Source organism: Mycobacterium sp. 29Ha (assembly GCF_032883055.1).
Taxonomy (GTDB): Bacteria; Actinomycetota; Actinomycetes; order Mycobacteriales; family Mycobacteriaceae; genus Mycobacterium; species Mycobacterium gallinarum.
Genome location: NZ_JAMQTI010000010.1, coordinates 197,423 through 221,939, shown reverse-complemented (window position 1 = coordinate 221,939; position 24,517 = coordinate 197,423). Strand labels below are relative to the sequence as shown.

Here is a 24,517-nt window from a genome sequence, read left to right as displayed (position 1 = left end):
GATTATGCCGACTTCAGCAGCCCGTCCACGCCCGCCGCCAGCGGGTTCACCATCGAGGTCGGCATAATCCGGACATCGGCGTAATGCACCACGCAGGTCTGCACGGTGGTCTGCGGCCAGGTCGCCTCCACCGCCTCGGCGAAGCCGGTCAGTTCGTCGGTGCACACGATCAGGATGTCTTTGACGCCACGGTTGGCCAACTCAGCGCACACCCCGGCCCAGAACTTGGCGCCCTCGTTGGCGGTCACCCAGATCCCCAGCACGTGCCGGATACCGTCCAGATCGACGCCGACGGCGATGTGGGCCGCCCGGTTCTTAACCTGGTGACCGTCGCGGATCTTGATCACCAGCGCATCGAGATACACGATCGGGTACGGCTCTTCTAGCGGCCGTTTCTGCCACGAGAGGACCTCTTCGAGCACCGCATCGGTGATCTTGGAGATCGTCTCGTGGGAGAGCTCGGTGCCGATCGTGGTGGCCAGATGATGCTGAATATCGCGGACCGTCATCCCGCCGGCGTAAAGCGAGATGATCATGTCGTCCAGACCGCCCAGGCGCCGGGCGCCCTTGGGGACCAGCGTCGGGGTGAAACTCCCGTCGCGATCACGCGGGATCGCCAACCCGACATCGCCGACCTCACTGGCGACCGTCTTGGCGGTGAACCTATTGCGGGCGTTGGGCAATTCGCGCCCGACCGGATCACCCTTTTCATAACCCAGATGGTCGGTCAGCTCAGTGGCCAGTCCGCGCTCCAGAACGGCTTTGACCATCTCGGGCAGAAAGCCGCCCTCGCCGGTCAGCTGCAACTGGCCGGCGTCGATCTTGGCCAACACGTCGTCCAACACACCCGCGGACTTCAACGCCTCCATGGCCTCAGCACCCGACATCGGCTCGTCAGTGGTCACATCCATCGATACTGCTACATTCATCAGGAACCACCCCTACACAAACCATCTGACACGCCCTGACCGCATCCGCGGCGGCGATCACCGGTTTCAGATTGTCCGGGATTAGTACCGCGAACACGCCACCGAAGAACTCCCACGCCGCCTGGCATCCGGCGATCACCGCGGCCAGGGTCTGCGAATACGACAACCACACGAACATGTGCCGGGAGTAGACCGCGGTGAAGATCAACGCATACACCTTGCGGCGCCGCCCATCAGCAGCGTCGGTGAGTATTCTCAGGTAGCCGAAATCGACCTGGCACTCCACTCCCGGATCACCATCAGCGACCCGCACCGTGGTGTCCTTGCGGCCGAAACCACAACGCTCACTGGCGAATCGGTGCAACGTCCGATGCGGCACCACACAACCCGCCGGTCCAGCAAGATCTGGATCTTGGTGATCCTCAACGGGCGCTGCTCGCCGTCTCCGGCCACCCACGCGGTGATCTGCTTCTCGAACCCCAGCGGTTGTTCCCACGCCCCACCATGACCATCCGGCCGCACCGGACGCACCGCTTGCGGTTGAACCCGGAGCGGATCATGGGTGCGGCGTTGGGTATCGGGATCGGCCGCTACGCGTTGGGCAAGGCGTGCGCCTACGCCCGGGAACGCCAAGTCAAGTCTGGGGCAACGCGATCGGGTCGCACCTGGGGGTGGCGCATCCGTAGGCGCACACCAAGATCCAGGTGAAGTTTCGCGCGGTTGATGACTCAGCGTGCCGCAGAGCTGCATGACGCCGGGGATGCCGGAGACGGGGGAGGCCGCCAACACGGCGAAGTACGCCGCCGCCGAGGCGGGGACCCTCGCGCTGCATCAGGCGATCCAGACCCATGGGGGCAATGGGATGGCCAACGAGTACGGGTTGGCGACGCTGTGGGGACCTGCACGGCTGATGCGCACCGCGCCGATCAGCCGGGCAATGATCCTCAATTACGTGGCCCGGCACAGCCTGGGTTTGCCTCGGTCGTGCTGATCGTCGGGCGCTGGGGCTGGGTGGGTTCGTGCGGGCGGTTCTGCAGCTCCGACCCACCCAGGCCGAACCGTTGACGACCGTCCCGCGACACTATCCTCGAACTCGACATCCCTCTTCGACCGAGCTGTGCTCGTCTCGCTTTGGCCCCGCCGTCGGAGGCACTCCGGTGATGGCCCGCGACGTCTATGTGATCCTCGTCGGGATGGTGCCGTTCGGCAGCCGGACGCCAACGTCGCCGACTTGGGCTTCGAAGCGGGTGTCAACGCGCTCGCCGATGCAGGCATCGGCTTCAACGAGGTCGGCTACCTCTCCTGGCTGCCGACCAGGAATTTGAATCATCACTGGACGGCTGACCCGGCGTTGATCAGGCAGTTCTGATCGCAGCGGTGTGGTAGCCGGCCTTGAGCCGTACCCACTTTCCAGACCTGCGCGTCATCCGCAGAACCTTGCGCACCGGTTCCCGCGGCGGTATGGTTGCCCAACATTTAGTACCAGTGGTACTAGTTACTGTATGTTCGGGAAAAGAGTCGGTAATGGTAAGCAATGAACACGGGCGCGTGTCAGTGGCCGTTGGCGACGCAACGGGCTGGGGTTCGAGATACCCGAAAACTCGCCAGATTCGTTTCCGATTCGGTGAGCACGACGGGTACGGCAAATACTTCGTCAACGACGACATCGTGTTCAGCCACTTCGCGGCGGGCCTGTCGGGTGCCTTTCCGCCTGGGGAGGAGTCGTTCACCGGGTCGGTGCGCCGTGTCGGCGACCACATCACCGATCCGGGGCTAAAGAATCGGGTCGCCCGCTTCATCGGGCAGGAATCCATGCACGGTCCGCAGTACCGGCAGGTCAACGACAAGCTGATCGAGATGGGGCACCCGGTCGCGTGGTGGGATGGGAAACGGCCGAGGGACCGGCAGCGGGAACTGTTCGGTGTTGACGGCGCGCTCGTGGGTCATCTCAAATAGGCTGCGGGAGAATCGACTTGGATACGACGATTGGTGTCGGACGACCCCCGACGACTGAGGATGCGAACGATTCTCCGTTTCGTCCGTCGACACACGCCGAAATGTATTGGCAGAACCGTAATTATGCTCTTGATGTGTATCGCTACAGCTTGGGTTCCGGGGCGCGGGGCGTGGTTGTCGGGTCGGAGGGGCACGCATGAGATTGCATAGGGTGCGGCCGCGTCTGGTGGTGGTGACCGGTGCCGGTAGCGGTATCGGTCGGGCGATCGCGATCAGGTTCGCCCGACTGGGTGCCCATGTCGTGGTCTCTGACATCGATTTGGATGCGGCGTCGGCGACCACGGCGATGATCTGCGGTCATGGGCAGCGCGCGTCAGCGGCGCAGCTTGACGTGACCGATCCCGACGCGTGGAGCGTCTTCGCCCGCGATGTGCTCGCCGAGCACGGGTATGCCGATGTGTTGGTCAACAACGCCGGAATATTGGTTGCTGGGCCGTTTTTGGAGCTCACGCCCGCGGATTGGGAGCGTCAACTCAGCGTCAACCTGATGGGCGTGGTTCATGGGTGTCGTGTGTTCGGCGCGCAGATGATCGAGGGGGGCGCCGGCGGGCACATCGTCAACATCGCGTCGGCGGCTGCGTTCACCCCGACCCCGGTGATGGCGCCGTATTCGGTGTCCAAGGCGGGGGTGAAGATGTTGACCGAATGCCTGCGGCTGGAGCTGGGGCCCCGGGGCGTCGGCGTCAGTGCGATCTGTCCGGGGGTGATCAGCACCAACATCGCCGAGCACGCCGTGATGGTCAGTGTCGACCAGGGTCTCGTTGCGCAGGGTGTGCAGGTGCAGCGCCGGCTGCAGGAATTCGCCGAGAAGTTTCCGTGGGCGCCGATGAGCCCTGACCTGGTCGCGCGCGCGGCGGTGCGCGCGGTACGGTTTGACCTCGCGGTGGTGCCGGTGCGCACCGAGGCGTGGCTGGGCTACTTCATGCTGCGTATCGCCCCGGGCATCAATCGGCGCATGACGCAGCCGTTTTCCCTGAAGAGGCTAGAAAAGCTCGGGTCTCGCCTGGTCGACATATTCGGCGCGTCACGCCCGCCCGGCCGGGATGATCGCGGGGCAGACCCCGACGTCGCCCCCGTCGCGACGCGGCGATAGGCCGGCATGCCCCCCACCCGCGACTACCAGCTGCCGCTCAACGACACCTGGCTCAACATCACCGAATGGGGCTCAGAAACCCCCGAGGTGACAGTTGTCCTGGCCCACGGCTGGACGCTGTCGAGCCGGATCTGGCAGGACGTCGCTTCTGACATGGTCACCGCAGATCCGAACCTGCGCGTACTGGCCTATGACCATCGGGGTCACGGCCGGTCGGCGCGGGTGCCGACCGCATCGATCGAGCAGCTCGCCGATGACCTGGCAGCCGTTGTCGCCCGGGCAGCTCCTCACGGGCCGATCGTGTTCGGCGGCCACTCCCTGGGCGGCATGACGCTCATCGCGCTGGCCCAGCGCCACCCCGACCTGGTGAGCCAACGCGCCACCGGGGCGGCCTTCGTCGCCACCAGCGCCGGGGAACTACTGGGGGTGATCAGACAGATCCGGGCAACGGAATACCTGATGAATGCGGTGCTGGGCTCGCTAGGACCACTTCAGAAGGGGGGCCGGCCCGTGTTCCTCTTGCGCCACGGCGTGCGTGGCACATTCGGAAAACGTCCACGGCGCCACGATATGGACCGCATCCTGGGACAGGCCGCCCAAAGCGACCCACGCGCCGTCGCGGCTCTGGGCCGCTCGATTATGCAGCACCACAGATATGATGACCTGCAAGCGTTCTGCGGTCTCGACGTGGTCGTCATGGCGGGCAATAAGGATCGGCTCACACCACCGCTACACGCTCAGCGCATTGCCGACCGACTACCCAACAGTGAACTCGTCATCCTCAGCGATGCCGGACACTATCTACCCTATGAGCGGCGCCACGCTGTGACAACGCACCTCCTGACACTGACAGACAAAGCCCGCACATATACCTCGACCCAGCACAGCCGCCGCGCTTGAGTACCAGCGGCGATGCTGTCGCGGTTCGCGCCGCGGGGTTGACGATCAGCCGTGACCGCCTCGCATCAATCGTCACAGCGCAGATCCTGCGACACTGAGCAGCCGCCCGGTCGGCGACGTGTTCCGGCCATCCTTCAGCTCCCGACGGAATGTTTACCTGCCTGATCCGGCGCGGCGCCCGCGATCTCGTGGCGCAGGTACGGGTTTGCCAAGGTGCCCGCCAACCGGCACGCATGGTCAATGACATGGTCGGCGTCCACGTCGAGCAGGCCGGCCTGCCAGGCAGAGATGAGTTCGACGAACCCACCGACACCGACCAAAGTGTCCATCCGCAATCCGATGCGGTCGGCGTCGGGCAATAGATCCGATTGCTCGGCGAGCATCACCAGGTCAGATGCCTGCTGCAGGGCGGCGGCCCGTCGATCCTGCAGCGGTGTGCTGCCAGCGTGCTGGGTCAGCAGGATTTGCGCCCGGCCAGGGTCTTGCTGAACGCGCTCGACAACAATCCTGATGACAGCGCATATGGCATCCAACGGGGGTTGGTCGGCGCTGGTGTCGAATACCGTCTGGATCTCTGCCAGCATGTCGTCGCGGACGCTGTCCCAGACCGCGACCAGCAGGCCGTCGCGGTCGCTGAACTGCTCGTAGAAGTAGCGATCGTTGAGTGAGGTCCGAGCGCACACACCGCGCATGGTCACCGCGGCCCAGCCGCTGCGGCTCCATATTTCGGTTGCCGCGTCGATGAGGCGCTGCCGACGTTCAGCGCGGCGTTCGGCGGCGCTACGGCCACCCCACTTGCCTGCGATTGTCCGCATCTACACATCTTGACAAACCGCGCAACCAGAGACCAAACTGGCGGCATGCGCCGACAGTTGCCGCATACGCCACCAAACGTAGATACGGGCTGGCGCTGCGCGCATGGATTCCCTGGTTAGCTGGTATGGGTTGCGGCCGGTTACGACGGTGGCGAGCCCTGAGCGGCACGCCCGAGTGCAGGGGTGCTGGGGTCCGCCAGCGTGGGCGGGACGCACGGGCAGGCCGACTGGGTGCGTAGGCGTGGCGCCTCGTGGACGGATGTCACGGTTCGATATGCGAATGGCATCGGGCACCCAGGCGTCCTATCGCGGCGCCAAGGGGCAGTGTCGTGAGGGTGACGTTGTTTTGGCGCACTCGACGCCGAGCCGGGCGTGGCCACACCGTAAAGACTCGCGCGGCCACTGGACGATCGACGCCGAGCTGCGCCTAGCCGGCGGCAATGTAGTACTGGCCACCGCATGCGCCCGCTTCGTCGAGAGCGACCCCGCGTGATTCACCGATGGCTCAAACATTGGAAGCCGAATCCTGTGTCGCTGGGGCGTTCCGGCCAGGCGGTTCGGCGTTGTCGTGAGATCGTCCGATGTGAAAGAGAGAGCTGATGGAATTCGCGCTGAGCGGCGAACAAGAAGAGTTCCGTCAGATCATCCGGCGGTTCGTCCTCGAACGGTCACCGATGCCAGCGGTTCGCCAGGCGGCGGCAACCGAGCCTGGCTACGACCGCGATCTGTGGTCTGGCATGGCTGAGGAGCTTGGCTTGGTGGGACTCGTGATTCCGCAGGATTACGGCGGGGCGGGTGCCACGATGATCGAGGCGGCGATCGCAATGGCGGAGCTTGGACGGGGCGTCGTACCCAGCCCGCTGTTCGCCACCGTTGCACTTGGCGTGGTGCCGATGCTGATGATGGCCGACGAGCAGCAAAAGAAGGATCTGCTTCCGCAAATGGCCGCCGGCACTATAACCGCAGCGGCAGCCCTCGAGGAGCCCGGCGCCGGTGGATCGGGTAGTGCCGTAGCGATGCGCGCGGTCTCACAGGGCGATACGGTCTTGCTGACTGGGACCAAGATGCAGGTGATCGACGGCCACAGCGCCGACATCGTTCTGGTGCTCGCGCTACCGCCCGGCGATTCCACCGAGCCGCAGCTTTACCTTGTCGACGGCGACGCGGCAGGCCTGGGCCGTAGCCGGGTCGCTACTCTGGACGTCACCCGTCCCATGGCGACCCTTGAGTTCGACGCGGTCTCCGCAGTGCCCCTGGCAGGCGACGTCGCCGCCACGTCCATGCAACGCGTCCTTGCCGTAGCGAAGACGCTCCTTGCCGCCGAAATGGTAGGCGGTATCGACGGCGCGATGTGCATGTCAGTCGAATACGCCAAGATTCGGCATCAGTTCAACCGGCCCATCGGCTCATTCCAGGCGATCAAGCATCGGTGCGCCGAAATGGCGATCGAACTAGACAGCGCCCGCGCGGTCGCCCTCTACGCCGCCCACCTAGCAGCAGTCGGCGATAGCGGGCTTGTCAAGGCCGCATCGATGGCCGTGGCGACCGCCGCTGCCGGATTCGACTTCACCGCATCGTGGAACCTGCAAATCCACGGCGGGATCGGGTTCACGTGGGAACACGATGCGCACCTCTACTATCGGCGAGCCAAGGCCGACCGCGTGCTGCTGGGCTCGGTACGTGATCACTGGCTCGACGTGGCCGACCAAGTCGGCATCTAGCGCGCCCACGTTTCCGACCGCCCCCACTTGTGAAAGGACATCGTACGCAATGGATCTCACCTATCCACCGGCAGCAGAGGAGTTCCGGGGTCGAGTCCGCGAATTCATCGCTGCCAACGTCCCTCCGCAATTCGCTGGCATCGGGGCGATGGAACACGACCAGCGAGCAGAGTTCATGCGGGAATGGCGGAAGGCACTGGCCGACAACGGCATGCTGGCGGTGTCATGGCCTCAGCGCTACGGCGGAGCGGGACTGACTCTGCTCGAACAGGTCGTCGTCGCCGAGGAGTTCACTCGCGCCGGTGTGCCCATGGGCACCGAGAACGACATGTTCGGCATCCAACTACTTGGCAATACGCTGACGGTGTGCGGCACCGAAGACCAAAGGCAACAGTTTCTGCCGCGAATTCTGTCGGGCGAAGACGCCTGGTGCCAGGGGTTTTCCGAGCCGGACGCCGGATCGGATCTGGCAAGCCTGCGCACGCGAGCGGTTCTCGACGGCGATGAATGGGTGATCAACGGGTCCAAGATCTGGACCTCCGTGGGACATCTGGCGAACTGGATCTTCGTTTTGTGCCGCACCGACGTCGAGGCCCCCAAGCATCGGGGGATCTCATTTGTGCTTGTGCCCATGGATCAGCAGGGCGTGCAGGTCCGGCCCATCAAGAATATGGTGGGTGAGTCGATGTTCAACGAGGTCTTCTTCACGGACGCCCGTACCAGCACCGACAATGTCGTAGGCGAGGTCAATGGTGGATGGTCGGTAGCCATGACGCTGCTGGGTTTTGAGCGCGGGGCCAGTGTGACCACCGACGCAATCCGCTTTCAAGGTGACGTCGACCGGCTCGCCGAATTGGCGCGTGAACGGGGTCGCGCCGACGATCCCAACATCCGTGAGCAACTCGGCTGGTGTTACGGCCGCGTCGAGGTGATGCGGTGTCGCGGATATCAAGCCTTGACACGTTTCCTCAAGGGCGAGTACCCCGGTGCCGAGGCCGCGATTACCAAGGTCTTATGGAGCGAATTCTTGCAGCGCGAGACGGAATTGGCGATCGACATCCTCGGACGTGAAGTGTTGACACCGACTGGTCTGGGAACACACGGTGCCATCATCACTGCCGACGTCGGTACACCGAATTCGTCGCTGGCGTGGGTTGAGTCGATGTTGTCCGCCCGCGCCGCCACGATCTATGCCGGTAGCTCTCAGATGCAACGCAACATCATCGGCGAGAAGTTGCTGGGGCTACCAAAGGAACCACGCCTCGACGCGGGCTCACCATCCGTCAGCGTGGCCCGCCAAGGCAATTAGACGGATCGGTGCGAGATTGCGCTGTCGTCTAACGACCTGCGCCAGCGAGTACCCCACGGCTTCAGGGAGGAATGTCTTCCGCGTCGTACGCCAGCCTGTGGCAGAGCAGACCGCCCTAGGCTTGCTGCTCGGGTCCGGTCGCGAGCGGCGGTACAGCGGAGGGAGCCAGTTGGAGAGGCCCTGCCCTGACGCATCCAGGCAAGTCAGACGGACGCATCGCGCCGTCCACGAGGCGCACCGTCGAGAGAACACCAGTCTAACTGGCTTGGTCGACGGTGCGCCGCGATTTCTTCTTGAGGTGGCGGTGGGGCCACCAGCTGGCTTCACGCAGGAGTGTGGCGATGGCGGGGACGGTGAGGGTGCGGACGAGGAAGGTGTCCAAGAGTAGTCCGCAGCCGACGATCAGGCCGGCTTGGATCATGATGGCTATCGAGCCGACCATGAGGCCGAACATGCTGGCGGCGAAGATCAGGCCGGCGGAGGTGATGACGGCACCGGTGTTGGCGACGGTGCGCAGGACGCCGACGCGGATATTGCGTCCGGATTCTTCGCGTAGTCGGGAGACGAGCAGCATATTGTAGTCGGCGCCGACGGCGACGAGGATGATGAACGCCAATAGCGGTACCGGCCAGGCGATTTCGTAGCCAAGTCCCCATTGGAAGATCAGAACGCCGATGCCCAGGGAGGCCAGGTAGTTGAGCACGACGGTGCCCAACAGGTAGATCGGTGCCAGTAGGGCGCGCAGCAGCAGGACCAGGATGATGCCGACAATGATCGTGGTGGCGACGGCCAGCTGGGCGAAGTCGGTCCAGAGGAGCCGGGCGATGTCGGAGTTCACGGCGGGGAACCCGGCGACGGAGACGGTGGCGTTGGCCAGCGAGGTGTTGGGGCGTGCGGTGTTGGCGATGGCGGTGATCTCATGAGCGAGGTTCATCGCTTCGGCGCTGTACGGGTCGTGGTTAGATTCGATCGCGAAGCGCGCTGTCTTGCCGTCGGCGGAAAGGAACTGCTCGGCGACATCGGCGAATTGGCGGTTCTCGAAGGCGTTGACCGGCAGGTAGAAGCCGCTCGAGGAATCCGAATCGGCGCTGGCGCGGGCGGAATTCTGCAGCTGGGTGGCGACCTGACTCATCCCTGACAGCATCTGGATGTTGCTGTCAGCAAGTGTTCGTACTCCGGTGGCCAGGGCCTGCGCGCCCGACGCCAGCTGACCGATGCCGTCCTGCAGGCGACCAATGTTGCCGGCGACGTCGTCGGGGTTGCCCAGCGCGCCGAACGCGCTGTCTAGGGAGCTAACCGCGGTCTGCACATCGCTGAGTGTGTCGGCGACGGTGGCGTTGGCGGCGGGGTTGTAACGGTCGCCGAGGTTGGCGACCTGTTTGAAGAAGCCGCTGTCGCGCAGGGTGACCAGGATCTGGACCTGGTCGCGGATCTGGGCGCATTGCGGTGTGGTCGCACACCACGGCGAGGTGTTGAGGGCGCCGACAAGCGGGTCGAGCATGGTGATGGCGTTCTGCGCTTGGTCGGCCAGCGGTCGCAGACCGGGGCCGGATTGAATGGCTTGGTCGACGGCGGGGGCGGTGGCTGAAAGTTGTTGCAGCAGCGGGCGGAACTGGTTGACCTGGGTTCCCGCGGATTGGGCTTGGGTCAGGATCCCGGTCAGTGGCGTCAGGGCGGTGCGCACGGTGGTGTCGAGTTGGGCTAGGCCGCCGGCGAGTTGGTCGGCGCCGTTGGTGAGTTTGGTGAGGTCGCTTCTTCGAGCGTTTCCGTCGGCGACCGCGCCGGCCATTCTGTCGCCGATCTGGCCGTTCTGCCAGGCCAGTTGCGCTTGCTCGAGCCGATCCCCGGTGGGGCGGGTGACTCCGGACACTTTGGTGACCCCGGGAACCTGGGCGATGCGGGAGGCCATTTCGTCGAGATCTGCCAATCCTTTTCCGGTGCGCATGTCGGTGGGGTTCTCGACGACGAGGAATTCGGTGATGACGACGTCTTTGCGGAAGTGGCGGTCCAGCATTTGGTAGCCCTGGTTGCTGGCGGTGGTGGCCGGTTGGCCCTTGCGGTCGTCGTAGCTGATTCTGATGGTTGCGGCGACGGCGGACAGCGCGAGCAGGATGATGAGGCTGACGATCAGCAGCGGTACTGGTCGGCGGACCACGGCCACGGCGACGCTGTTCCAGTAGCGGCGGGTGCGATCTGATTTGGGTTCACCGATGCCGCGTTTGGCGGCCAGCGCCAGCACCGGCGGTAGCAGGGTGACGGTGGCCAGGAATCCGAAGAGCACCGCGATGGCACACGCTGGGCCGAGGGCGGCGAAGACACTGAGTCGGGCGAACACCATGGTCAGGAACGCGAAGGCGACGGTGGCTGCTGAGGCCAGGATGACGCGCCCGATGCTGGCGGTGGCGTGGATGACGGCTTGATCGGCGGGTATCTGCGCGCGGCGTTGTTCGTGGTAGCGGCTGATCAGGAACACGGTGTAGTCGGTACCGGCGCCGAGCAGGATCGCGGTCATGAACGCGACAGTGAATTGGGAGACGGGCATGCCCGCCTCGCCGAGCGCGGAGAGCACACCACGGCCGACGGCCAGGCTCAGGCCGATGACCAGCAGCGGTAGTAGCGCGGTGAACACCGACCGGTAGACGATCAGCAGGATCAGGGCGATCATGACTGCGGTGGCGATCGAGATCAGCAGCAGGTCGTGCTCGGCGGAGGCGATCATGTCGCTGAACGTGGCCGGCGGCCCCGTCACATGCGCGGTGATGGTAAAGCCGGCGAACACCTCGGCGGTGATGTCGCGCACCGCTTGCACGGATTCGGCGGCGGTGGGGTCACCCAGCGTGCCGGTCACCCCCACGGGCAGATACCAGGATTTGCGGTCGGCGCTGACGGCCTGGGCTTCGGTGACCGGGTCGGCCAGCAGGTCCTGCACCAGCAAGACGTGCGCGGTGTCGGCGCGCAGCCGGTCTACCAGCTGCTGGTAACGCTGCCGCGCCAGCGGGGTCAAGCCAGCGGGGTCTTCCATCGCCACGAACACTGTGGTCTTGGAACCCTGTTCGCCGAAGGCCGCGCTCATCCGGTCCACCGTTTGAAGTGAGGGGGCTTCGCGCGGGATGAGATCGACCGACTGCTGCCGCACCACCGTTTCCAGCTGGGGAAACAGCAACGCGAGCGCGACCGCGACCGCGATCCATGCCCCGATCACCAGCGTCTTGTGCCCAACGGTGAACTTCGCTAGCGCCGCCAGCCGCGCGCTGTACTCAGATGCGGCTGTGGGAACTCCCGGGCTCGTGCGCCGCGGCAGAGCGCCTACCGTCCCGTCTGAACCGCCGCTTGTCACCCCATACCTCCGTAGCAGTACGACACTGCCAGTAGCGTACCGCTACTCTAACTGCCGCTGTTGGGTGACGGCGACGCGGGCGGTCCAAAGCACGTCGCTGACACCTAGCTCGGGCTAGTCCTCTCGTACACTTCGCCGGCGGTGCTCGCGTGCGTTCGACTGTCCGCCTTGAGCGGCGAAACATTAATGCTGTCGCTTCGGTGGGCAGCGAGAAAGTCGTCCACGAGACGAACGCAATCGCGATGGTCAATCGAACGAAGCCCGGTCATCCGAGCGAATACCAAAGGACCGAGGAGTTGGCACAACACCAGCGCAGCGTCGAGCTCGCCGAGTTCGACACGTGCTTGTGGGCTCTGCAGCACTGCGTCGAATGCTTGTCGGTACTGTTCGCCGACGCGTGCCCGCAAGCTGCTGTTGGACCGGTGGCCGGCGGAGTTCGGCACCAACGCGACCCACGCCAGAGTGGTGAGGTGCAAAGGCGCTTCATCGAGAAGGTGCGCCTGCTGGCTCAGCAGGTCGATCAGCTGGTCTCGCACCGAGTCGGCTGACGGCGGCGGCGCGGCGGGCGGCAGCAACCGTTCGAATGTCGCCGCGAGCAATTCAGATGAGCTGCCGAAGTGTCGGTAGAGGGTGGTGCGCGCAACCTTGGAGGCTCTGGTGACGGCCTCGACCGTCACGGCCTCGATTCCTCCAGACCGCAAAAGGTTGGCGGCCGCGTCTAGCAGCCGGGTACGTGACCTCACCCACCGCGGGTCAACGTCGTCGTCAGCATCGACTGGCAACCCGTGGTCCAAGTCACTCATCGCAACCCATATCGCCACCATAGCCGAAGCTCACCGCCGCTATCATGGGCATGTCCATCCTTGACAGTATTCCTTTGTAGTGTAGTAGCGACACTTTTAGTATCGTACAGCTACCGTCGTAACACAGCCATTGGCGGATCAGCCTTGCTCACTCCGTTGCGCGGATATCGTCGCCGAGTCATCGGTCACCCGCAGCGCCCTTCGCTCGGTTGTCTACGAGCACATGCCGGTGGGGCTCGCCTCATGACGCCACGCGTCATGGTTGACGGCCGCTACCCGGCGGTGGGGTTCGTGCCGATGATGCCGGCGGTGAACGCTGACGCCGCGGTGTGGTCAAGTCGCTTCACTTGGCCCGACCTCTGGGACGTCGATATCGCCTTCCGGTGAAATGTCCCCGAGGCGTTCACGCCGGCCGAGACGCGGCTTCGGCCGGAGGCGTCGCGTGAACTCGGCGCGCCAAGGCGAACAGCCACAATACGTCGTGCTTGCTCCCGCACACGCAGACCTGCCTGGGTTGCGGTCCGGACAATTCTCACGGCTTCGGCCTGGTGGTCTACCGGCACGAAGATTGCGTCTACAGCGACACGACCTTCGAAGAGCGACACGTCGGCGCACCAGGCCTGGCATATGGCGGCGCCGTCGCCGCCGCGGGTGACGATCTCTGTTTCGCTTCACGCTGTGGACTGCGCGAACCCCTGGGGTCACGCGCAGCCTGACCGTGGACTACCTGCTGCCCGTCCCACTGCACGTGCCACATCGGATCACCGCCTACATCACCGACGGGAAGAACGCGCGATCCACGTGGCCGGCACCGGCACCGACACCGGTGGCGTCACCCATTTCACCGCCACAGCGGTGTTCATCGCGGTGAGCGCCGAACATTTCGCCGCCCACGGTGACCTCGGCGGCCTCGGCGACCTGCTGGATCGCTTCAGCGGTGACGGCGGCCCTAACGGGGCAATCACCGGGGACCTCAGGCGCCACGACAAGATCCATCACCCCGGAGTTTGGTCCCAGATGACCTCAACCGCACTGGTCGGCATCGGGGTCGGTCCGATCCACCGCGAGGACATCGAGGCGGGAAGAGCTACTCGACGCGGTATATCATCGACTACGCGCTGGCCAGGGCTATCAGCGGCGGGGAACGCACAGCGCAGTGGTATCAGATCGTTCAAATCGTCGGTAGTGTTTAGCTGGCCGACAGGATCGCCTGGATCGGGCAGCGAGTCTCCAGCCCCAGGTGTGTCAGCGACTCGACACAGCCGTTCGAGTACTCGTCGGCAACGACGGCGCTGACCGCCGTCGGGCCGAAATTCGGGTCTAAGTGTGTTAGACGGTCGACCTGTGACGGCCAACAATTTACGGTTGTGCGGCGCGGTCATGGCGCTACACCGTCAGGTTGAAGTTCGGGTCGACGCCGTAGAGCGCCAACGATGCGAACAGGACCACGCAGACGATCGCGACCAAGGAGGCGCGCATCGACCGACCGACGGCCTCGCCGACGCCCACCGGCCCGCCGCTGGCGAAGTAGCCGTAGTAGCAGTGGTTGAGCATCACAATGACCGAGATGATGATCGCCTGCACGAACGACCACATGACGTCGTCGGCGCGCAGGAACGTTCGGAAGTAGTGCTCGTAGGTGCCGATCGACTGGCCGTAGAAGACCGTTGTGGTCACCTGCGCCGACAGGAAGCTCATGATGATCGCCATCGCGTACAGCGGGATGATCACGATGAAGCCGGCCATGATGCGCGTCGACACCAGATAGGAGATGGACTTGATGCCCATCACCTCCAGCGCGTCGATCTCCTCGCTGATCCGCATGGCGCCAAGCTCTGCGGTGGCGCCGGCACCGACCGTGGCGGCCAGCGCCTGCCCGGCGACCACCGGTGCCGCGATACGGACGTTGATCAGGGCGGCGAAGAAGCCGGTGAACGCCTCAACACCGATGTTGCCCAGCGAGGCGAAGCCCTGGATCGCGACGAGCGATGAACCCGACAGCGTGACGAACCCGACGATCGCCACAGTGCCACCGATGACCGCCATCGCACCGGTGCCCATACCGATCTCGGCGATCAGCCGCAGGGTCTCCTTGCGGTAATAGCGCAATGCGTGGCCGATCGAACCGATCGCGGTGACGACGAACCACGCCACGTGCCCGACGCTGTCGAGGAACCGCGCCGGGGCGCTGACAACGCCCGCCCCACCGGAAAACGCCCGCGGAAACCGAGAACGCAGGACCTGGGTAGTCGACACGTCAGCTCCCCGTTCCGAATCGGACACCAATCGTGGTCAGCACCACGTTCACCGCGAACAGGGCGATCACGCACAACACCAGCGTCTCGTTGACCGCGGTCCCGACACCCTTGGCACCACCGGCGACCGTGAGGCCGCGGTAGCAACCGACCAGACCGGCGATCAAGCCGAACGTCATGGCCTTCACGGCCGATATCAGCACCTCGGGCAGCCCGGTCACCAAGGTGAGGGTGGAGACGTAGGCGCCTGCGGAGACGTTCTGCAGGTACACGCCGAAGATGAAGCCGCCGACCAGGCCGATGGTGATGACGGCGCCATTGAGCAGAAGCGCGACGAACGTCGAGGCGATCACGCGTGGAACCACCAGCCGATGGATCGGGTCGATACCGAGCACCTCGAGCGCGTCGATCTCCTCACGAATGGTGCGGGCACCCAGATCTGCGCAGATGGCCGTCGAGCCAGCGCCGGCCACCACGAGCACTGTCACCCGGGGGGCCGAGCTGAGTGACGGCGGCCAACGCGGCACCCGCGCCGGAGATGTCGGCCGCGCCGAACTCGGTCAGCAGGATGTTCAGGGTGAAGATGAGGAGCACGGTCAGCGGAATCGACACCGCCAGCGTCGGCAGGAACGCCACCCGCATCAGGAACCAGCTCTGCAGGATGAACTCACGCCACTGAAACGGCGGCTTGAACAACGCCTTGGCAGTGAGCACGCACATCCGCACGAATCCGCCGACGGCGGTCAGGCCCGGACGAACCTGGTCGCGAACGTAACCGACGATGCCGGTCTGTGCCGTCACCGACACACCCCCACGACGAAACCGCGGCTCGTGTCGCGCACCTCACGATAGTTGACCGAGATCGCATTTTCTTGGCCGGCAGCATTGGTGGTCAATTTCTCGCCTCCGGTCCCTGGGGGCCTTCTCGCGGGGCCCAGTTGTCGTGGATGGTCACCGGCGGTTAGCCGGTGGGTGCCAGCATGTGTTTCCAGCCGTCCTCGCCAAGGTGCGCCGAGTCGCTGACGGAGTACTTGACGCCGTCGGGTCCGACGACCTCACCGCTGCCGGGGCGGTATACCGCGGTGGATCCCGGCGGCCCTGCTGGCGGGCTATAGGCGCAGGGGTTGGGTTGTTGTCCACTGCAGGTGACCGTGCCCTCGCGCGGCGGGGTCAGTGGGTCACTGACCGGTGCCGGTGACGACGTGGGCGGCAGTTGATCAGCGGGCAGCGGGTTGGTTCCGTTGTTCACCGACGGCGCCGGAATCAGGCGTCCGGGCTCGACGCCCTGATCGCACCGCGCGCCCGGGGCCGGACACGACACGATCTGGTTGGGATCCCCATACCAGGGATTGGTCCCCAGCGGCTGGTAGGGCTCCTCGCTGCGACATTCCTCGGGTGTGGCCGCCCGCTTGCCCGGCACGTCGGCGCACGGGTAGTTACGGGCGCCACGCACTACGTTGGCCTGATAGTCCTTCGGGATCTTGCAATACAAGTCCTTGGGCAGCGGCGCGGTGCTGGTGTCGGCCGGTGACCGCCATTCCGATGCCGGCAGGAATCCGGTCAGGCACGCCGGAGGCTGATTGACAGCCAGGTTGAAATCGATCTTGGCGTAATTGTCAAACGGCAGCACGACCGATTGCGCGACGGCTCCACCCTGGGGCAAGATCACCAAGGTTTGTTCGAGATTCTTGTTGTAGCGCTTGAGCATGTCGATGACGACGGTCAGGTTGGCCAGCGTTTGTGGCAGCGACTCCCGGACAGCGGCGAACACCGCGTTGAGCTGTTCGGCGGTCGGCGCGGCCTGCTGCAGCCCGCTGCGTAGCGCTTGATCCTGCTCGGCGGATTGCGCGGCCAGGGTGTTCAGGTTGGCCGACCACCGCTCGATCGGGTCGCGCGAGGTGACCTGGCTGTCCAGGATCGGCGCGGTGTTCGCGATGATGTCGTTGACTGCGGGCAAGTTGTTCTTGAAATCCTCGGCGATGTTCGTCGTCGAGTCGACCAACCGGTGCAGCGCTGGGCCCAGTCCGCCGAACGCGTCTGATGTCTCGGTGAGGAGGGTGTCGATCCGATCCTGAGGCAGCACGGCGAGTGCTTCGTTGGCAGCGTCGAGCGTGGGCCCGACCTCGGCGGGTACCGTGCTGTCGGTGATCGTTTGACCTTCACGCAGGTACTGGCCGGGCTCGCCTGTCGATACCAGGTCTAGATACTGCTCGCCGATCGCCGAGATGGAATGCACGTTCGCCGTCGCGTCGGTCGGGATCTTGTAGCCGCTTTCGATACGCATCGTCACCCGCACACCGATGTCGTCGGGCGCGATTGCAGTGACTTTGCCGATCTGGGTGCCGCGGTAGGTGACGTTGGCCGTGGAGTACAAGCCGCCCGAGCGTGGCAGCTCGGCGTAGAGGGTGTACTGGCCGATCCCGAGCAGGCTGGGCACGCGAAGGTAATACCAGCCCAGCGCGGTGAGCGCGATGATCGTCAAAACGGTGAAGAGGACGAGCTGGATCTTGATGAAGCGGGTGAGAGGCACTGCTCATTCACCCCGTTCCACCAGCGGGCCACCCGGCACGTCGTGCGGGTTCGGCGTGAACCGCACGTCCGGGATCATTGTGGCCGGGTCACGTCCCCAGGCCTGCTCCAAAGCCCGTAACGCCCCGGAGAAACCGGTCCCGGTCAGCAGTGAGTTGTCCACCGTGCTCAGCGTCAGGTCGATGGTCGCCGATACGTTGAGGTAGTCGCCGCGAACGATCTTCGGTACGTTTTCGATGCTGAACGGCGCGGTCAGGAGAAGCTTCAGCGCGCCGAGCACGTACGGCGAAGCTTTACCCAATTCCCTGAGCGGGCGCTGCAGGTCGACCAGGTTGGTGTGCAGGTTCTCACGGGCAGGTGCCACCGCATTGTCGACGGCGACGCTGAGCCGGCCCAGTGCCTCCACCGCATCGGCGAACAGATCGCGGGTGTCGGCGAAATGCTGTATCAGCGGCGGGAATTCGGTCAGCACGCGGTCCAAGGTGTTGTTCCGCTGCGCGACGATGGCCAGCAGCCGGTTAGTTGAATCGATCGCGCGGGTGATGTCTTGGCGCTGTTTGTTCACTTCGTCGGTGAACGTGTCTAGCCGGTTCAGGAAGTCGCGGATCTGGTCGGCGCGCCCGGTGAGGGCGTTGTTGAGCTCGGTCTGGATCACCTCGAGGTTGGGGACACCGCCACCGGTGAGGATGGTGGCGATGCTCGCCAGTACCCGTTCGGTGGTGGGGAAGGCCGCCGAGTTCGCCAGGGGAATGGTGTCACCGTTTTTCAGCAGCTGCGGCGACGGGTTGGGCGGCAGGTCGAGTTGCACGTGCTGGCTGCCCAGCAGGCTGGTCTGCCCGATCTTGGCCAGCGTGTTCTTCGGCAGCTTCACGTCCGGTTGCAGATCCAGGGTCAAAGTGGCGACCCAGTTCCGCAGCTCGATGGCGCGCACGCGGCCGACGTAGACATCGGCGACCCGGACCCGGCTGTTGACGTTGAGCGCCAACGTATTGGCGACCTGCACATCGATGGTCAGCCGGTCTAGGCCGGTGCCGGGCCCACCCGGCAGTGGCACGTTGGCAATGCCGCGCCAGCTTCCGCACGCGGTCAGCATCGCCGCCGCCGCCATCAGCGCGATCGCCCGCCGGATGGTCGTCGTGCATGTGCGCAAGTTCGTCGCGCTTCTCGTCGCTGCCGTGCGGTCCATCACCTGCCTCCCAACTCGGCGGGCAGTGGGGCAGGCAACGGTGTTGAGGAGCCGGGTGCGGGCGTGGGCACCGCGGGCGCGATTGCGGCGAGCGGGTCGCCCGGGATGACGCCTGGCGCCGGACCCGGCGGTGGCGCGGGTTGCGGGTACCACGGCGGGGGCAGCGGATTGTTCTCGTCGTAGGCGTTCGGTGGGCCGGGCAATTGACCGCCGGGCGCGACGCCGAATGCGGGCGGCGCCGGCGGCGCCGCGATGTCGGGACCGCCCATCAGCTCGGCCAGCGACTCGGGGGTCAGCATGTTCGCGGTGAACGGCTGCACGTTGACTCCCTGCATGCCGGGCGCGACCGTCCAGCCGGGCTCGTGGTTGCCGTGGGAGAACAGGGTGTCGCGGGAGAAGATCCCCGGTACAGTGGTGTCCTTGTAGCCGGGCGGTGGCTGCAGGCGCGGCTCGGAGTAAGAGATCTGCTTGGGCAGAGTGCTCGCCGTGGACACAGCGTTGGCGCCGAACGGCGGGAAATTGAATTTGATCACGTCCAGGATCGGCGCCAGGTACTGCGCGCACAGTTCTGCGGATTCCTGGTAGCCCAGCCGGCTTCCGGCCTGGATCGCGCTGCAGATGAACTGCATCGGATTGGCGAAGTTGGTGATCGCCGGTAGACCGCTGAGACTGCTGTGCGTCGGCTCGTACATGTTGAGCACGTTGGCCCCGTACGTCGGGATCACATGCAGGATTTTCTCCAACCCGTCTTTGGCTTCCGGCTGAAGAAGCGCGGTCGTCGCCTCGGCGAGGTTGTTGACGTCGTGGACCAGCACCTCGCTGTTGGTGTCGAGGAACTCGCGGGTGGTCGACAGCACCTCGTTGAGGTCGGCCAACGCCGTGGCCAGTTCCTGGTCGGTGTTGGTGAACGCGTTGGTGAACTGCGCGAGGTCGTTGTTGAGTGCTACGAACTGCTGATCGCTCTTGTGCAGCGCGTTGACGAACAGCGCCAGACTCTTCACTGTGCCGAAGAAGTCGCCGCGCCCCTTGTTAAGCGTGCTAAGCGCATCAGAGAGCGCGTTGAGCGTGGAGTTAATCTGGCGGCCCTTGCCGGCAAGTCCATCGGCGGCCGACTCGATGATGTCGCCGAAGGGGCCCTTGGGTTGGTCTGGGGTTGGGCCCAGGTCGGTCAGAATTTGAGTGATCGAGTTACGCAGGTCGTCGTATTCGACGGGCACCTGGGTGCGGTCGGTGTCGATGACGGCGTTGTTCTTCATCACCGGTCCGCCGGTGTAGGGCGGGGCCAGTTGGATCGTGCGCGACGCCACCAGGCTCGGGTTCAGGATCGACGCGGTCGCATTGGCGGGCACCTTGAACTTGTTGTCGTAATGGAACGTGACCCGCATCTTGTCGCCGGCGGGTTCGATCTTGTCGATCGAGCCGACCCGCACGCCCATGATCTGGACCTTGTCGCCGGGGTACAGCGCCAACGTCTGGCTGAAATAGGCGACGACGGTGTTGGTGGTGAGCCGCTGGTACAGGTTCCAGCCGACGAAGGCGGCAACGATCCCGAGGATCACCACGAGCACACCGATGATCACCGTGGCGCGAGATACGCCCGGCAGCCTCAGGTTTCCGACATTGAATACCGTCGACATCTGCTACAGACCCCCTAGCCCTGTGATCCCGGTGGGAGGAACGGTGGATTGGCCGGCAGCAGCGGCGCGCCGACCGGCGGTACCTGCGGTCCGGGCCCGGGCACCGCGGGCGCGGGCAGCTCGGGCGGCAGCGGCGCGATGGCGGGCGTGAAGTCCGGCGGCGATGGCTGCGGCTCCAGCGGCACGGTGCGCGCACCGGGCGGGGCCGGCGGCAGCGGCGCCCCCACGCCGGGCACATCGGGCGGCAGCCGACCCGGGATCGCGGCGGACGGCACACCCGGCGACGGTTGCGGCCCATGGGCGTTCGGTGCCGAGGTCGCGACGTTGGGTCCCGGATAGTTCGGACCGAACGGGTTGTCACCGAACGGACCGACCGACAGGCCCGCGCACGGCAGCGGGTTGCCGGGCCGCGGCAGCCCGTCGGCGGCCGGGGTGTAGGAGCACGGCGAGCCGGGCGGAACGGCGGGCCCGGGGTTCTCGGGGGTGCCCTCGATCGGTGTCGGCGCCGGCGGCGGGGCGCCGTTGGGGAAGCCCGCGGCGTTGGGGTCGGGGAACCGGAACGCCGGCAGGCCCGCGTTGCGCCAGAACTCCTCGGGGTTGATCCCGCGCTTCTTGAACGCGGCGTCGACGAACGGCTGAAGCACCTGGTAGGGGAGCAGGTTGGCGAGCAGCACCTTGAAGTAGGGCCCAGAGCCCAGGGCCTCGGCGAGCGAGCCGATGAAGTTGCTGACCGTGACGAGCGCGTCGGCCAGTTCGGTCTTGCGTTCGACCAGGATGTCGCTGACCACCCGCAGTTGCTCGAGCACCCGGTTCAGGTTCGGGTTGTCATCGACGAGTCCCTTGACTTGCTGCGACACCGCCGACACTCGCTCGAGCAGCTGGCTCACCGCGTAGTTACGCTCGTTCACCGCGGCCAGCAGGGTCTGAGCGTTGACCAGCAGCGCGTTGATCTGTTCGCCCCGATCTCCCACAATAGTGGCGATGTTTCTGGCGTTGGCCAGTAACTGGCCGATGTCCTCATCGCGCCTACCGATTGTGTCGGAGAACCGGGCGACGCCGTCCAGTGCCGCGTTCAGATGCGGGTAGGTCTGGTCGATGGTCTGCGACACCACGTTCAGCGACTCCTTGACTTTCTTGGTGTCCCAGCCCGACGCCGCCTTAGTCACGTCGAAGAACGCGTCGTAGATCTGATACGGCGTGGTGGTCTGGCCCAGCGGCAGCATTCCGTTGGCGCGCAACGGATCCGATCCGCGCGGCTCGATTTCGATGTTGCGCCGACCCAGGATGGTGTCGGTACGGATGGCCGCCCGGCTCTCGGTGCCGATCTCGGTGCCGCCCAGCGAGTAGCCGATCACCACGCGGTCGCCGTCGATGGTTAGCGAACGCACCGCGCCGACGTCGATGCCGGTGATGCGGACCCTGTCACCGGTGTTGATGCCACCGGTGTCAGCGAATTGCGCGTAGTAGGTTGGTGTGGCGAACAGCATCGGCACGCTTGCGAAGCTCTGGCCCACGCCGATAACGAGGAGCAGCAAGATGATGCCCATCAACCCGTTGCGGATCCGATTCGATCCCTCGAGGACTCTCATTGCGGCGTGCACCTACCCGAGGGCTGGGAGGTCACCTTGACGGTTCGGACCGGACCGCCAGGCTGTAATCCGTTAAGTCTTAATGCGATATCGCAAACATAGAAATTGAAGAAGTCGCCGTACACACCCCCGGCGCGGCCGATGATCTTTAATGCCGACGGCAACCGGACGAGGTAATCGTTGAGCTCGACACGTTGATCGATCAGCGGCTGCTGGATGGCCTCGAGATGACCGACGGTGCTCTGCAGCAGCGGACGATTCTCGTCGAGCAGGTCGGCGAGGGTGCCCGCGGCATCGCTGATGTTGGCCACCGACTCGGCAATCGGGTCGGCGCGGTTGTTCAGGCCGCTGACCAGTTTCTCGAAGTTGTTGATGGTGTCGTCGAACTGCTGCTGGTGCTTGACGGTCGTGTCGAGCACGGTGTTGAGGTTCTTGATCACCTCGCCAATGACCTGGTCGCGGTCGGCCAGCGTCGAGGTGAGCGAAGCCGTTTGGTCGAGGATGTCGCTGATGGTGCCGCCCTGGCCCTGAAAGATCGTGACCAGCGATTGCGCGATGCTGTTGACCTTCTCGGGATCCAGTGCCCGAAACAGTGGCCGAAAGCCGCCGATCAGCGCGTCGAGGTCGAGCGCCGGTTCGGTGCGTTCGATCGGAATCGTGGCTCCCGCATCGAGTTTGGTATCGCTGTCACCGCGGAGCAGTTCGAGATATCGGTCGCCGATGAGATTGAGGTAGCGAATCGATGCTGCCGTATCCTGGAAAAGGGGAACTGACCGGTTGATGCTGAAGTCCACTTTGGCTTGGTGCCCGCCGTCGATCAGCGTCACGTTGGAGACTTTGCCGACCTCCACACCTGAGGCCCTCACGAACTGCCCGGCGCGCAGTCCGCTGGCGTTGGAAAAGATCGCCGAGTAGCCGGTGGTGCGGTCGAAGCGCACCTGACCGAACACCACGATGATGATGGCGGTGAACAGCAGCAGCACCAGCGAGAAGGCGCCGAGTTTGATAGCGGTTCCGGTGATTTTCATGGGTTGATCGTGTGCTCCCCTACTTGGCGTCCCCAGACGTAATCCGTTAGAAGCGGCTGGCCGAGTTCGAAGTGGTTGTACGGGGCGATCGAGGCGCCGGTGTCCATCACCAGGAACGGGGCCGGCCACAGATCGCGTTTGATTTCCTGCCAGCACCCCGGGCGGCCTTCGGGGCCACCCTGGGCGTTGACCCGGGGAAGGTTATCCGGATACACGTAGGGGTTCTCGGCGCCCGTGATGGCGGCCATAACATTGATCGAGTAGCCGTTGGCGCCTTCGGCGTCGGCGACCTTGCGTTCGGCGTCGTGGAAGTTGCGCACAGCGCAGAACAGGGCGGGGCTGTACTCGTTGAGCAGCGCCGAGGACGGCAGCAGATCCTCGACGCCGCGGGTCAGGTAGGGGCCGCCGCGTTCGAAGATGTCGGCGCCGGTGTTGCCGAACCCGACGGCGGCCATCAGCGCCTGGTCGAGGTTGCCCTGCTGCTCGTTGAGCGTGGCGGCGGTGGTGACCGCGTTGTGCAGGCCATCGAAGAGGTCGGGTGCTGCGCTGGTGTACACATCGGCCAGATCGGCTAATCGTTGGGTGTCGTGGCGGATCTGAGGCATCCGGGGATTGAGGTCTGCAAGGATCTCGTTGCCGTCAACGAGTGACTGCCCGAACCGATCACCCAGCCCGTCAAGGGCTTGGGCGGTGGCGGTCAGCGTCTGATTGAGTTTGATGGGGTCGACCTTTTCGGCCAGCGACATCACCGTCTCGAACACGGTGTTGAACTCGGTGGTCACGTTGGATGCATCGATGATGTCGGAGCTGGTGATCCGCTGCGGCGAAGGGCGTTTCGGTGAGGTGAACGACACGTATTTGTTGCCGAACACGGTGGTGGCCCTGATGTCGGCTTCCACATTGGCCGGAAGGAAGGGGATGTACTCGGGTGCCACATCGAGGGTGAGTTTGGCTTTGGGCACCCCATCGACACCGACCTCCTCGACGTCGGCGACTCGGCCGATCTGGACCCCGTTGTAGGTCACCTTCGACCCGGGATCGGTCGCCAATCCTGCCCGCGAGGACAGCATCGTGAGCTGTGTTTTCGGGGTCAGCTCCCCGCGGAACTGCAGCCACACCAGCGCCACCGCGACCACCACCACCACCAGCAGCACCGACCCCGCCCTCTTGTACGGCGGGGTGCGGGGATCGTTGAGCGGTGCGGTCATGTCGGCACGACCGGACGGTTGACCGATGTGCCCGGCGCGCATTCATCGCCGGTCAGCGCGCGTGTGTGCTCGTCGCCACCTTCTGCCTGCGTGCTGGGTGTCACCGCATCCTCTTCGGTCAGTAGTGACGCTACTATCGGTAGCCGAACTATACGAAGGGTT

18 protein-coding genes and 5 pseudogenes are annotated in these 24,517 nt (G+C 64.9%); 10 read left to right on the top strand and 13 right to left on the bottom strand.

Features of this window, described 5'->3' with window-relative positions; translation table 11 throughout:
• Positions 1-83 precede the first annotated feature (83 nt).
• Together M1248_RS15605 and M1248_RS15600 are read right to left on the bottom strand one after the other, a co-directional pair.
• A pseudogene (locus M1248_RS15605) lies at positions 84-929 on the bottom strand (IS256 family transposase); the annotation flags it as partial.
• A 37-nt stretch (positions 930-966) separates the two neighbouring features.
• Positions 967-1,463 (bottom strand): annotated as a pseudogene (locus M1248_RS15600) (IS21 family transposase); the annotation flags it as partial.
• Between the two features lie 6 nt (positions 1,464-1,469).
• Here M1248_RS15600 and M1248_RS15595 point away from each other — a divergent pair.
• The 5 genes and pseudogenes from M1248_RS15595 to M1248_RS15575 form a co-directional block, all read left to right on the top strand.
• Positions 1,470-1,920, top strand: a pseudogene (locus M1248_RS15595) (acyl-CoA dehydrogenase family protein); the annotation flags it as partial.
• A 240-nt stretch (positions 1,921-2,160) separates the two neighbouring features.
• Positions 2,161-2,298, top strand: a complete 138-nt coding sequence (locus tag M1248_RS15590; RefSeq protein WP_317148964.1) for a hypothetical protein — start codon at positions 2,161-2,163, stop codon at positions 2,296-2,298.
• 179 nt (positions 2,299-2,477) lie between these two features.
• The gene (locus tag M1248_RS15585; RefSeq protein ID WP_410506674.1) at positions 2,478-2,885 is read left to right on the top strand and encodes a metal-dependent hydrolase; all 408 of its coding nucleotides are present in this window, start codon (positions 2,478-2,480) and stop codon (positions 2,883-2,885) included.
• Positions 2,886-3,081: 196 nt separating this feature from the next.
• Positions 3,082-4,038 carry an SDR family NAD(P)-dependent oxidoreductase gene (locus M1248_RS15580; RefSeq protein ID WP_317148963.1) on the top strand — a complete coding sequence of 319 codons (957 nt, stop codon included), beginning with the start codon at positions 3,082-3,084 and terminating at the stop codon, positions 4,036-4,038.
• A 6-nt stretch (positions 4,039-4,044) separates the two neighbouring features.
• Entirely contained in the window at positions 4,045-4,938 is an 894-nt protein-coding gene (locus M1248_RS15575) for an alpha/beta hydrolase (RefSeq protein WP_317148962.1), read from the top strand.
• 134 nt (positions 4,939-5,072) lie between these two features.
• Here M1248_RS15575 and M1248_RS15570 read toward each other — a convergent pair whose 3' ends face one another.
• Positions 5,073-5,753, bottom strand: coding sequence for a TetR/AcrR family transcriptional regulator (locus tag M1248_RS15570; protein ID WP_317148961.1), 681 nt, complete (start codon positions 5,751-5,753; stop codon positions 5,073-5,075).
• 280 nt (positions 5,754-6,033) lie between these two features.
• Here M1248_RS15570 and M1248_RS15565 point away from each other — a divergent pair, with 280 nt between their 5' ends.
• From M1248_RS15565 to M1248_RS15555, 3 genes are all read left to right on the top strand, one after another.
• On the top strand, positions 6,034-6,246 hold the full coding sequence (locus tag M1248_RS15565) for a hypothetical protein (protein ID WP_317148960.1): 213 nt from the start codon (positions 6,034-6,036) through the stop codon (positions 6,244-6,246).
• 106 nt (positions 6,247-6,352) lie between these two features.
• Positions 6,353-7,474 carry an acyl-CoA dehydrogenase family protein gene (locus M1248_RS15560; RefSeq protein WP_317148959.1) on the top strand — a complete coding sequence of 374 codons (1,122 nt, stop codon included), beginning with the start codon at positions 6,353-6,355 and terminating at the stop codon, positions 7,472-7,474.
• Positions 7,475-7,523: 49 nt separating this feature from the next.
• A complete protein-coding gene (locus M1248_RS15555; protein ID WP_317148958.1) occupies positions 7,524-8,783 on the top strand; it encodes an acyl-CoA dehydrogenase family protein in 1,260 nt (419 codons plus the stop codon).
• Positions 8,784-9,039: 256 nt separating this feature from the next.
• On the opposite strand, the gene M1248_RS15550 is transcribed toward M1248_RS15555, so the two are convergent.
• Both M1248_RS15550 and M1248_RS15545 read right to left on the bottom strand, forming a co-directional pair.
• A complete protein-coding gene (locus M1248_RS15550; protein ID WP_410506673.1) occupies positions 9,040-12,120 on the bottom strand; it encodes an RND family transporter in 3,081 nt (1,026 codons plus the stop codon).
• 104 nt (positions 12,121-12,224) lie between these two features.
• Complete coding sequence (locus M1248_RS15545; protein WP_317148957.1) at positions 12,225-12,923, bottom strand: TetR/AcrR family transcriptional regulator; 699 nt, start codon at positions 12,921-12,923, stop codon at positions 12,225-12,227.
• A 243-nt stretch (positions 12,924-13,166) separates the two neighbouring features.
• On the opposite strand from M1248_RS15545, the gene M1248_RS15540 reads away from it, so the two are divergent.
• The gene (locus tag M1248_RS15540; protein WP_317148956.1) at positions 13,167-13,310 is read left to right on the top strand and encodes a hypothetical protein; all 144 of its coding nucleotides are present in this window, start codon (positions 13,167-13,169) and stop codon (positions 13,308-13,310) included.
• Positions 13,311-13,408: 98 nt separating this feature from the next.
• Positions 13,409-13,880, top strand: a pseudogene (locus M1248_RS15535) (PaaI family thioesterase); the annotation flags it as partial.
• Between the two features lie 429 nt (positions 13,881-14,309).
• Here M1248_RS15535 and M1248_RS15530 read toward each other — a convergent pair.
• The 8 genes and pseudogenes from M1248_RS15530 to M1248_RS15495 form a co-directional block, all read right to left on the bottom strand.
• The gene (locus M1248_RS15530; protein ID WP_317148955.1) at positions 14,310-15,179 is read right to left on the bottom strand and encodes an ABC transporter permease; all 870 of its coding nucleotides are present in this window, start codon (positions 15,177-15,179) and stop codon (positions 14,310-14,312) included.
• 1 nt (position 15,180) lies between these two features.
• A pseudogene (locus M1248_RS15525) lies at positions 15,181-15,898 on the bottom strand (MlaE family ABC transporter permease).
• A 241-nt stretch (positions 15,899-16,139) separates the two neighbouring features.
• Complete coding sequence (locus tag M1248_RS15520; protein ID WP_317148954.1) at positions 16,140-17,708, bottom strand: MCE family protein; 1,569 nt, start codon at positions 17,706-17,708, stop codon at positions 16,140-16,142.
• Between the two features lie 3 nt (positions 17,709-17,711).
• Positions 17,712-18,815, bottom strand: coding sequence for a virulence factor Mce family protein (locus M1248_RS15515; RefSeq protein ID WP_317148973.1), 1,104 nt, complete (start codon positions 18,813-18,815; stop codon positions 17,712-17,714).
• Between the two features lie 77 nt (positions 18,816-18,892).
• Positions 18,893-20,530, bottom strand: a complete 1,638-nt coding sequence (locus M1248_RS15510; RefSeq protein ID WP_317148953.1) for a virulence factor Mce family protein — start codon at positions 20,528-20,530, stop codon at positions 18,893-18,895.
• A 14-nt stretch (positions 20,531-20,544) separates the two neighbouring features.
• Complete coding sequence (locus M1248_RS15505) at positions 20,545-22,119, bottom strand: MCE family protein (RefSeq protein WP_317148952.1); 1,575 nt, start codon at positions 22,117-22,119, stop codon at positions 20,545-20,547.
• Positions 22,116-23,147: an MlaD family protein gene (locus tag M1248_RS15500; protein ID WP_317148951.1), complete on the bottom strand. Its 1,032-nt coding sequence runs from the start codon at positions 23,145-23,147 to the stop codon at positions 22,116-22,118. The genes M1248_RS15505 and M1248_RS15500 overlap by 4 nt, the downstream gene beginning before the upstream one ends.
• The gene (locus tag M1248_RS15495) at positions 23,144-24,355 is read right to left on the bottom strand and encodes an MCE family protein (protein WP_317148950.1); all 1,212 of its coding nucleotides are present in this window, start codon (positions 24,353-24,355) and stop codon (positions 23,144-23,146) included. The genes M1248_RS15500 and M1248_RS15495 overlap by 4 nt, the downstream gene beginning before the upstream one ends.
• Between the last annotated feature and the right edge of the window lie 162 nt (positions 24,356-24,517).